Annotated in this window: 9 protein-coding genes; all 9 read right to left on the bottom strand. The window is 32.4% G+C overall.

What is annotated here, in order from left to right; all coding sequences use genetic code 11:
* Window positions 1–441: 441 nt before the first annotated feature.
* Window positions 442–1,821 (bottom strand): UDP-N-acetylmuramoyl-L-alanine--D-glutamate ligase, encoded by a 1,380-nt coding sequence (gene murD / locus M2651_RS10355; RefSeq protein WP_252132272.1) that lies wholly within the window; start codon window positions 1,819–1,821, stop codon window positions 442–444.
* A gap of 648 nt (window positions 1,822–2,469) precedes the next feature.
* Entirely contained in the window at window positions 2,470–2,856 is a 387-nt protein-coding gene (locus M2651_RS10350; protein ID WP_252132271.1) for a DUF1667 domain-containing protein, read from the bottom strand.
* A gap of 1 nt (window position 2,857) precedes the next feature.
* Window positions 2,858–4,117, bottom strand: coding sequence for an NAD(P)/FAD-dependent oxidoreductase (locus M2651_RS10345; RefSeq protein WP_252132270.1), 1,260 nt, complete (start codon window positions 4,115–4,117; stop codon window positions 2,858–2,860).
* A 12-nt stretch (window positions 4,118–4,129) separates the two neighbouring features.
* Window positions 4,130–5,569 carry an NAD(P)/FAD-dependent oxidoreductase gene (locus M2651_RS10340; protein WP_252132269.1) on the bottom strand — a complete coding sequence of 480 codons (1,440 nt, stop codon included), beginning with the start codon at window positions 5,567–5,569 and terminating at the stop codon, window positions 4,130–4,132.
* A 162-nt stretch (window positions 5,570–5,731) separates the two neighbouring features.
* Window positions 5,732–6,292, bottom strand: a complete 561-nt coding sequence (locus M2651_RS10335; RefSeq protein ID WP_252132277.1) for a glycerol-3-phosphate responsive antiterminator — start codon at window positions 6,290–6,292, stop codon at window positions 5,732–5,734.
* A gap of 125 nt (window positions 6,293–6,417) precedes the next feature.
* Window positions 6,418–9,768, bottom strand: coding sequence for an ATP-binding protein (locus M2651_RS10330; protein WP_252132268.1), 3,351 nt, complete (start codon window positions 9,766–9,768; stop codon window positions 6,418–6,420).
* Between the two features lie 168 nt (window positions 9,769–9,936).
* Window positions 9,937–10,137, bottom strand: a complete 201-nt coding sequence (locus M2651_RS10325; RefSeq protein WP_252132267.1) for a DUF1858 domain-containing protein — start codon at window positions 10,135–10,137, stop codon at window positions 9,937–9,939.
* A gap of 98 nt (window positions 10,138–10,235) precedes the next feature.
* Window positions 10,236–10,418 carry a DUF1858 domain-containing protein gene (locus M2651_RS10320; protein WP_252132266.1) on the bottom strand — a complete coding sequence of 61 codons (183 nt, stop codon included), beginning with the start codon at window positions 10,416–10,418 and terminating at the stop codon, window positions 10,236–10,238.
* Window positions 10,419–10,593: 175 nt separating this feature from the next.
* The gene (locus M2651_RS10315; protein ID WP_252132265.1) at window positions 10,594–11,880 is read right to left on the bottom strand and encodes an adenylosuccinate synthase; all 1,287 of its coding nucleotides are present in this window, start codon (window positions 11,878–11,880) and stop codon (window positions 10,594–10,596) included.
* Window positions 11,881–11,912: the final 32 nt, after the last annotated feature.

Raw genomic sequence — 11,912 nt, 5'->3', positions numbered from 1 at the left:
CTCAATTTAAAAGTTTGAATCTTTATGCTCATTTTTTAATTCAAAAGAATTGCTGGTTTATCTTAATTATTCTCTGTTTAATTTTCAAAGACCAATTGATTTCGCTGTTATCTAACAGCTTTTATATCTTATCATGTTGTTTCTTTAATGTCAACAACTTTTTTGCTTCAGGATTTAACTTTATATTTTAAATCATTCAGCAGAAGCTGCCGTTCATTCAAGGAACGTTTTATATAATATCACATTACAGCATATAGTTTGTCTATCTAACTATCATTATTTAAAATTAACTTTTTATTTCTTAGAAATTCTCTATAATTCTACAAAATACCTTAATTGATACACCTGGCTGCGATTATTAATAAAATATAAAATAATATGTCTTAAAGCAGATTATAACAACGACAAGTTTAATATAATCTGCTTTAAGATAATTAATAATCATTTCAAATTATTTACAATTTCCTTGAATCTGTTACCTCTAACTTCGAAATTAGCAAACATATCAAAGCTTGCACAAGCTGGAGCCAGAAGAACCACATCTTTATCTTCAGCTTCTTCCTTAGCCTTGTTTACGGCATCTTCAAAGGAATCAGCCATAATAATAGGCAGATTCAGCTCTTTCTCTTCTATCACCTTTTGGAAGGCAATCTTTATTTTTTCTCTGGTATTGCCTAAAAGGATTAACTTTTTAATATATGGGTAACCTTCCTCTGCAAGAGGTTCAAAAGGAATATGCTTATCATAACCACCTGCAATAAGTATAACAGGCTTATCAAAAACCTTAATATCTGCTAAAGTTCTAGAAGGACTTGAAGCAATAGAGCTATTATAATATTTAACTCCGTGAAATTCTCTTACAAATTCTATTCTATGCTCTACTCCCTTAAACGTTGTTGCTACCTTTTTCATAACCTCTATGCTTACATCCTGATTTACAGCACAGAAAGTAGCAAGATAATTTTCAACATTATGCATTCCTTTTATAACTATATCTTCAGCTTTGCATACTTCCTTACCAAACAAATATAATATACCATCTTTATAATAAGCTCCTTTATCAATAGGCTCCTTTATACTGAATTGAAGCACGCTTCCTTTAGCTTCTTTAACCATTAAATTAGTTATTTCATTATCTCTGTTAAGTATTAAAATATCCTCTAAGCTTTGGAATTTAAATATATTTTTCTTAGCATCTACATACTCATCCATATCCTTATGCATATCTAAATGATTCGGACTTAGATTAGTTATAACTGAAACCTCTGGTGATACAGTCATTGTCATAAGCTGAAAACTTGAAAGCTCAAGAACCACTTTATCATCTTTTTTAATTTCTTCTATTTGAGCAAAAAGCGGAGTTCCTATATTGCCCCCTACCCATGTCTTATAACCTTCTTCCTTTAATAAATTATATATTAAAGTAGTTGTAGTAGTTTTTCCATCACTGCCAGTTACTCCATAAACCTTTGCAGGGCAATATCTTACGAATTCCTCCATCTCCGAAGTTATATATGCTCCTTCTTCCTTAGCCTTAACAAGAAAAGGACTGTCTATTCTCATAGAAGGGGTTTTAAATATAACATCATAGCCTGAAAGATTATTTAAATAATTTTCACCTAAAACCAGCTTAACTCCCTTTTCTTTAAATTCCTTTGCTATATCTCCAAGTTCATCTTCATTTTTTCTGTCAAAAGCACTAACCTTAGCACCTAACTCTAAAAGAAAGCGAATAAGAGGTATATTGCTGACACCTATACCTACAACGGCTGTATTCTTATTTTTTATAAAGTCCTTAAATTCTTTAAAATCTCTTTTCACCAAACTCCCTCACTTCTAAAACATTTATATAAAGTTAAGCTGCATCCAACAGCTTAATCAAGAGGTTTATATAATTCTTTCTATATTATACCACTTTTACAGCAATTTCTACACTTATAAAACATATATTTAAACAGAATTAATATAAGGAGTTAGTGAAATGCCATTTTTAACACTTGTTTTAACTTCCCCTTTACTTTTTATTGCACATCATAAAAAACAGGAATCTGAAAAGTATTATTTCCTAAAACTTTTTGGTCTTTGGCTCTTATGTTTAACCTACATAACAATAAATAATAGCTTTAGGTTTCCCGTTGGAATTATATGTGCTATACTAATCGTTTACAAGACAAAATTCAACAAAACATCTAAGCTTATAGCTTTAACCCTAGGAATAATCAGCTTATTACTCAGTTCTACAGTTTATTTGATTTTTAAAAATTAAGTTGTATCATGTCGAAATTGTAAGAAAATATTTAAAATAAAAACTTTTATGTTTGGTATTGTAAAACTTAAAATATTTGTGCTATACTATTTATGTGCCGTAAGGAAAACATTAATATAATTCCCCATAATTTAATAACATATAATATATCCCCATGATAAACCCCATTTGATACCGAGCACCCCCATGCTCGGTTACTTTTTTTAACTGCTTTTAATGCAGACTTCGGGTTTGCTTTTAATACTTTTAGTTGCCACCACATTAATTCCTGTACCTAATACATTTGAAACTACTACATCTCCTATCTTAATAGGAGCCTTCACCTCTACATCTTTTAATAACCTTATACACTCAAAAATCTTATCCTTTGGAATATCTTTTTCTGTTTTAACAGGCAAAACCTCTTCAGTACCATTTTTTATAAAAACTGTAGAAGTAACGATTCTGGTTGGATTTGTACATTCTTTAATTCCGTAAATTTCTCCTCTTTTGCAGCTATTTCCGCTTACCTTTATATTTTTATCATCTATGGATACTTCCAAGCTGCAGCCTAAAGGACAGCTTATACATATAAGTTCTTTTTTTACCACATTAATCCCCCTCCACTTTAACAGTTATCTTACTGCAATCAGAATGTTTAAGAAATAATTCCTTCTTAACCTTAACAACCTCCATCTCTCCAGGAGTCAGTATTTTTTTCCTTACACAAATTTCTCTTATATCATCAAAATATACAGAAATAAAGTGATTGCTGCAGGGTTTTCTTACTCTAAATTTAATATCAATATAGTCTTCAATATTTAAAGGGTTTATAAACTTAGGAACAACATAGCTTACTCCCTCTTCAGCTATAACTTCCAAGCTGTCTTTACTAACTTTTTCTCCTTTTACAAACTTAGCTGCATTTTTTCCTGCTGTATAACTCTCCAAAGTTACGTAATCTACTAAATCATGTACATGAAGCACATTACCACAGGCAAATATCCCTTCAAGGTTTGTCTGCATACTTTCATTTACTATTGGTCCATTGGTAACATCAGACAAAGTAACTCCCGCATTTTTAGACAATTCATTCTCGGGTATAAGCCCTACTGAAAGAAGCAGAGTATCACAGTCTATATATTCTTCTGTACCTTCAATAGGTTTTCTATTTTCATCCACCTTTGCTATGATAACTCCTTCAAGCCTTTCTTTTCCTTTTATATTTACAACTGTATGACTAAGCTTTAATGGTATATTATAATCATGAAGGCACTGAACTATATTTCTATTAAGTCCGCTGGAATAAGGCATAAGCTCCACAACAGCCTTTACCTTGCAGCCCTCTAAAGTCATTCTTCTTGCCATTATAAGTCCTATATCTCCTGAACCTAATATTACAATCTCTCTGCCTGGAAGCTCTCCTTTAACATTTACAAACTTTTGTGCAGTTCCAGCAGTATATATTCCCGAGCACCTGTTTCCAGGAATATTTATTGCTCCTCTCGGCCTTTCTCTGCAACCCATAGCCAAAATTACCGCTTTTGCTTTTATCTCAATTACTCCATCTTTATCATTTACCGCTGTAATTATCTTATCTTTTGATAAATCTAAAACCATTGTATTTAACTTATAAGGTATATTTAGTTCCTTTAACTTACTTATAAACCTTTCTGCATATTCCGGACCTGTAAGCTCTTCTTTAAAAGTATGAAGACCAAAACCATTATGAATACACTGATTAAGTATTCCGCCTAATTGATTTTCTCTTTCTATAACTAATATATTTTCTATACCATTTTCTCTAGCTGCAATAGCAGCTGCAAGGCCTGCAGGGCCCCCACCTATAATAGCTATATCATATTCCTGCATAAGCTTTACCCCCTACTTAATACTATCCTTATTCTTTCCAACCAGTAATTTTGAGTTTCCTCCAAACTTAGTAACTTCTTCTACACCTATTTTAAGCTCCCTGGCAAGTAGTTCTACAGTTTTAGTCATACAAAAACCCACCTGGCATCTTCCAGTACCTGCTCTTGTTCTTCTTTTTACTCCATCTACGGTTTTTGCTCCTAAAGGTCTTCTTATGGCATCTATTATTTCCCCTTCTGTTACAGTTTCACATCTGCAGACTATCCTTCCGTATTCAGCTTTAGATTTAATTAGCTTATTTTTCTCTTCATTGCTCAATTCTCTAAACTTTAGAATACCCTTTCTTACAGGGTTGAAATTTTTATTTTTGCTTGGATTAAGTTTTTGAACTACTAGATTTTCTATCATTACTGCTATAGCTGGTGCACTTGACAACCCCGGTGATTCTATGCCTGCTGCATTAATAAAACCTTCTGCATCTTCCGCTTCACCGATTACAAAATCATCAGCTGTAAAGTGAGCTCTTAATCCAGCGAAAGAGGTAATAACCTTATTTACCGGCAAATTTTTAACACTTAAACTTCCCTTTGTAATTACTTCCTCTAATCCTTTCCTAGTAGTTGTTAAATCCAGCTTATCATCTAAATCCACTGCAGTAGGCCCTACAAGCAGATTTCCATGAATTGTAGGACTGACTAAAACACCTTTGCCCATTGCTGTTGGCAGCTGAAATATAGTTTTAGAAACCAAATTCCCTGCCTCTCTATCTAAAAGGCAGTACTCTCCTTTTCTAGGAATTATACTTATTTTATTTTCACTTACCATATTGTTTATTTCATCTGCAAATACTCCTGCAGCATTGATTATTACTTTTGCCTCAAAATCTCCATTATTTGTAGAAACTATATAGTTACCCTCCTGCCTTCTTATTCCATTTACTGTTGTATCAAATATAAACTCTACCCCGTTACTATTAGCATTTTCAGCAAAACCTAAAGTCATCTCATAAGGACAAACTATGCCGCTAGTTGGAGCATAAAGAGCAGCTGCTGCATTCTCCGTAACATTTGGCTCTATCTCTTTAAGCTCATCTCTGTTTAATACTTTTAATCCAAAAACTCCATTTTTTTCTCCCTGCTTTTTTAAATCTTCAAGCTTATATAAATCTCTCTCATCAAAACAGAGCACCAAAGCTCCAATCCTTCTAAACGGAAAATCCAATTCCTCAGAAAGTTTATCAAACATTTTATTGCCTTCTACGTTCAACTTTGCTTTTAAGCTTCCAGGCTTGGCATCAAAACCTGCATGAATAATTGCACTATTTGCCTTTGTTGTGCCCTCGCAAATATCGGAATTTTTCTCGATAACACATATATTCAGCTCATATTTAGATAACTCCCTGGCTATAGAACTTCCTACAACTCCAGCCCCGATTATCAAAACATCATACATAACCTATCCCCCTTAAATAATGCTTTAAAGCAAAAAAGACAAAGAGAACCATTATATAAGGATTCACCTTAATAACGGCTCTCTTTGTCTCTCGCCTAATACCATTATATTACAAAATTGTTTTTCTGTAAATAGTTAAATATAAATAAATATATACATTAATTACATGTTCCATAAATCAGAATCACTTGTAGATATAGCAACAGCACCGCTTCCCAATGCATCCATTACATCCTTTTTATTTTCTATAAGCCCTCCAGCAATTACAGGCACCTGGACTTCCTTTTGAATTTTACTTATTATTTTACTTGCAACTCCTGGCATTACCTCAACTGCATCAGGTCTTACATCCTTTATGTTTTTAATACCTGATTTTAATGATAAAGAATCAATTGCAAAAATTCTCTGTACTGTACAAAATCCAAGCTGCTTAGCATGTCTTATATTTGTAGGCTTTGTTGTAATTATTCCATAAGGTTCCGCATGTTTTTTTATAAATTCCAGTGCTGCAGAATCAGCTTTTAATCCTTCTACCATATCAATATGTACAAACACCAGCTTATGAGCTTCTTTTAACCTATCACACATATCCTTTATGTTTAATATACTTCCATGCAGAATAAACACAACTAAAGCATCACTGTCTATCACCTGCTGCAAATTACTGTCTGCGGTTACAGCTGCTATTATAGGATTTTCTAATAGAATTTCATTTAAATTTATCATAACAATACCTCAATTACCTATTATTCTTACTATATTATACCACGGAATTTACCTTAAAATATCTTCGCAAATTTATAAATATATAAATATTTACTTAAAAGAAGCATTCTAAAAATAAATTACTAATATATATCTGAAAATTCTAAATGTACTCTTTCCATATACTTTGAAGTATAGGACTGCGCTGAAGAATCCTCTATTAATCCAGAACTTCCTTCTAATTGAATAACAGGTAATTCTATAATAAATTCACTTCCTTCATTAAGCTTGCTCTTAACCCTTATTGTTCCATTATGCATTTCTACAAATGTCTTTACAAGAGAAAGTCCTATTCCGCTGCCTTCTGTTCTTCGTGACAAAGATTTATCTACTTGAGAAAATCTCTCGAATATTCTTTCAAGCTCTTTCTCTGGTATTCCTATTCCTGTATCTTTAACTGAAATACGTATACGATCTTTCAAGTCATATAAATTTACATAAATAAAACCATCTCTGTCGGTAAACTTTACAGCATTTGAAAGAAGGTTAAGTATAATTCTTTCAATCTTTTCTGTATCAACAGCTATGTATTTTTCCTCAATCTCTGTGTCAAATATTAAATTTATACCTTTTGACTCAGCATAAACAACTGACGATAGCACAATTTCTTCAATAACGGATACAATATTTTCATTTGAAAGCTCAAGCGACAAATATCCTCCATTTATCTTTGTTGAATCTATTAAGTTATTAATAAGCCTCAACAGCCTTAAAGTGTTCTGATTCATAATTTTTAGGTATTTACTTATACTGCCTGCATCAGTACTTTGAGAAGCTATATGCTGAAGAAGCTGAATTGAGCTCCATATTACATTTAAAGGGGTTCTCAATTCATGAGATATATTTGCAAAAAATTCTGTTTTTAACTTATCGTATTCAATCATTTCAGTTAAAACTTTTTCATTTTCTTTAATATTTTCATTTAATGCAGCAACTTCATTTGAGGCAGTTGCTACCTCCTTTTGAAGTGTCAAAATCTCATTAACAGAGTTCTTTAAATAAATAAGGGTCTTAACTCTTGCCATTAACTCAGAACGGTTAAACGGCTTTCTTAAATAATCATTAGCCCCGCATTCAAAGGAAATAACAACCATCTCAGGCCTAATGTCAGCAGTCATTATAAGTACAGGAAGCTCAACTAAAGATTTAGTTTCTCGAAGAGTACGGCAGATTTCGTATCCAATTATGTCTGGAAGCATCATGTCAAGTATCACTAAATCCAATTCATTATTATCTATAATCTCTAATGCCTCTTTTCCGTTAGAAGCAGTAATAACTGTGTATCCTTCATGTTCAAGAAAATTTTTAAGCACTTTTCTGTTAACAAGTTCATCATCTACTATAAGAATTTTTTTCTGTATTAATGGTATAGTTTTAGGTAAGATATTCTCTTTACAAAGTATATCCTGCTTTGTTTTCTGCATTTCTGAAATACTATGAGAAGTATCTGCATATGTACAGCATTTTGGCAAGCTAAATACAAATTCCGTTCCCTTTCCTTCTTCAGAGCGGACACTTATATCCCCACCATGAAGCTTCACTAAATGTCTTGTTACATAAAGACCAAGCCCTGTTCCACCGTAACGCTCTCCAATTCCTTTACCTTGTTCATATGCTTCAAAAATTATATCAAGTTTATCTTGAGGTATTCCTATTCCTGTATCACGTACATATACATGAATATTTTCTTCCTTTTCTGCTGCCTGTATTTCTATGGTACCTTTTGGAGTAAATTTTACTGCATTGCCGATTAAATTGTATAAAATCTGCTGTATTCTATTTTCATCGCCATAAGCATGTGGAAAAGATTGAGGAATATTATTTATTAATACTAAATCCCTGCCTTTAGTAGTTGCTTCACAAAATTTTATTACAATCTGTACCTGAGCTCTTAAATCTACCGGCTTTCTTTCTAATTTTAAATCGTTATTCTTAAGCTTTGAAAAATCCAGAATGTCATTAACCAGATTTGACAGACGCCTTGCACTAGCCTGCACTAAATAAAGAGTTTCTTTCTGCTCCTCCGTAAAACCACTAGACATACCTGAAACCAAACTTTCTGTAAGGCCTATTATACCGTTTAAAGGAGTTCTTAACTCATGAGATGTAGAAGCAAGAAAATCATCCTTTAATTTATCTACAGATTTCAACTTTTCTGTCATTTCTTCAACACTTGAAAATACCATAGAAAACCTATCTGCCGTTACATAGGATTGAGCTGCTATAAAAATAAGCATTCCAAGCGGAGCATAAGATCCTGTTATAATGATTGAAAAATGATATAAAAGATCATTAAACCTTGTTATAAATAAAGCTAGTATTCCTATAAAAGCTATCTCATAACCTTTTTCTCCTTTAATATACCTATATATCATTTTGCTTAATATATATATGAGAACAATATTTGTAACTATTTCAAAAGGAGGCACTAAATAATACTGATATCTTATAGGTGAAAGCAGTATAGTAAAAAAATAAATAATACCTGTTAAACTAGAAAGCCTTACAATAAATTTTGATAATAAACCTTCATAGTACTTATTAATAAAAAGCACTAATATAGGAATATAAAGAAACCATGTCCAGTTTAAAAGCCATCCATTTAAGATAAAATTCATATTTTTAAATACATTATGTATTAATCTTTCTCCTACTAAGGCTGTTCTTAATGCTACTATAGCACATACTAATGCAAAATAGAGAGGAGCTTTGTCCTTTCTTCTCCTAAAAAATAACCCTAAATGATATACTGCAGCTATTATAGTGCTGCCTAAAAGAAATAAATCAAATCCTACTTTTTCTGTTCTATTGCTGATTATTTGAGAATCTGTTCCCATAAGTATTGTATCTACCTGAGACTCATAGGTATAAAAATTGCTTACTTGCAGTATTATATCAAACTCACCATTACCACATGCAAAAACACCGATTTTAGGAATAAGCGCAGCAGTCATTTCATTCTTTAATTTACCTATCTTACCTGCCTCAGAAACAACTCTGCCGTTAGCCCAAAGCTTATGGGCTGTTTCAATATATTCAGTTTTAATACCATATAATTCCTCAGCTTTATCTGTTATAACTCTTAGTCTAAATGTAGCAAAACCTTGTCCACCTACAGGATGCCCATTAACTATATATCCATTAAAATTTCCTGGCATATCAATAAATCCATCCATTTTCGGAAGTTCTTCTCCCTGAAAATCTTCAGGGGTTAATAATTTACCATAATAAAATTCCCATTCTCCGTTAAGACCAATTATGCCTTTTTCTTTAAAATCCCAATTTCTTAAATCTAGTACCCCTTTCTTTGCTAAAGGTTTTTCAGTAAGCGAATGTGAGCTTTTATCACTGAATACAAAAAATACCATTAATACTGAAACCAATAAAAATATCAGCAGACAGATTTTTATTAAAGCTCTTTTAAAATTAAACATAATAATCATCCTTAAGTCATATTTATTTTAGTACTACATTAAAGTATCCATATTATACCCCTTAGCATTTTATCAAAAAAACGAGATATTTTCCATTATAATCTAAAAAAATATATAATTATTCAAAAATAACATAAATACCCAAGGCATAAACCCTGGGTATTTATGTTATTTTTCTTCTAATAACTTATTCAAAGCCTCTATCATTTCATTTACATCTATTCCGTGAACAAGCGCACCCTCTTCAAGAGTTTCCATTTGCGCACTTGGGCAGCCAACACAACCCATTCCAAAGGACATGAGCACCCTAGCAGCATCTGGATGAAGCCTAACTACTTCACCTATAGTCATATTTCCAGTTACTTTCATAAATTCACCTTCTTTACAAAGATTAATACTTCTTATTTATTATTACAAAAATTTAATAAAAAATACTCAGGATTCTTACTCTTGGTATTTTTATTAAATTATTGATTTAATGCTTGTAATAATTCTTCAACCTCAAAGCCGTGAACCATTGCAGCTTCTTCAAGTGTTTCAGCCTGAGATGCAGGGCATCCCACACAACCCATTCCAAAGCTCATTAATATCCCAACTGAATCAGGAAAATTTCTAACTACTTCCCCAATAGTCATATCCTTAGTAATCATACTGCCATCCCTCTTTTCTATACAAATTAAATCATACTGTTTTAGTATGATTTAATTCAATTATAACAGAATTATATTAAATAATAAAGATATTACAATAAACATTTTTTAATTTATTTTGTAAATTAAAAGGAAGGATGTTTATTAGTCCTTCCTTTTATAATGACTTCTTAAATTAAATACTGCCTACTTCTATAGTTTGATCTCTTCTTGGTCCTACTGAAATTATAGAAATTTTAACTCCAGTAAATTCTTCTATTCTCTTTAAATATTTCTTTGCATTTTCTGGAAGTTCTTCATAACTTCTAGCATTACCTACACTTTCATCCCAGCCATCAAATTCTTCATACACAGGCTCACATTCAGCCAAATCTTCAAGACTTGCAGGAAAGTAATCTATAACCTTATCTTCAAATTTATAACCTACACACACCTTTATTTTATCCAATCCTGCTAAAGTATCTATTTTTGTTACTACAAAGCTTGTTAAGCCGCAGATTCTTGCTGTACTCTTTAAAATAACCAAGTCAAGCCAACCGCAGCGTCTTGCCCTTCCTGTAGTTACTCCGTATTCATGTCCTTTTTGTCTTATCCATTCTCCCATTTCATCATTAAGCTCTGTTGGGAATGGGCCTTTTCCAACTCTTGTAGTATAGGCTTTAGCTATACCTACAGCATTTGTTATCATTGTAGGTCCTATTCCAGCTCCAGTGCAGACTCCGCCGGCTATAGTATTTGATGAAGTTACATAAGGATATGTTCCATAATCTATATCAAGCAGCATTCCTTGCGCTCCTTCAAAAAGCACCTTCTTGCCTGCTTTTATTTCATCATAAACTCTGACAGATATATCTCTAACAAAAGGTCTCAATCTTTCCGCATACTTTACGTAATCATTGTAAATTGCTTCAAAATCTAAAGCTTCTCCGCCATAAACCTTTGTTATTATTTCATTTTTTGCTTTTATGTTCTCACTAAGTTTTTCTCTGAAAACTTCAATATGCATAAGGTCGCAAACCCTTAAACCGCTTCTTTCAACCTTGTCTGTATAGGCAGGTCCTATACCCTTACCTGTAGTTCCTATATCATTTTTACCTCTAGCTTTTTCCTTTAATGCATCTAATGTTTTATGGTAAGGCATTATAAGCTGTGCTCTATCGCTTACAATAAAATTTTCTGGTGTAACCTTTACTCCTAAACCTTCTAAATAATCTAGTTCATCAAATAATGCTTTTGGATCTACAACTACACCGTTTCCTATTACATTTAGTTTATTACCATAAAGAATACCTGAAGGCACAAGGTGAAGCTTATACTGTTTGTCTCCAACTTCCACAGTATGCCCTGCATTATTTCCTCCTTGGAATCTGACAATAACCTCTGCCTTCTCAGCAAGATAATCTGTCATCTTCCCTTTTCCTTCATCTCCCCATTGTGCTCCTACAACTATAAACGCTGACATATAGCCTGCCTCCAATCTCGTTTTTACTTTAA

The sequence above is a fragment of the Clostridium caldaquaticum genome (assembly GCF_023806125.1).
Taxonomy (GTDB): domain Bacteria; phylum Bacillota; class Clostridia; order Clostridiales; family Clostridiaceae; genus Clostridium_AT; species Clostridium_AT caldaquaticum.
Note: the sequence above shows the minus strand (reverse complement) of the source record. Positions and strands in the feature narration are given on the sequence as shown.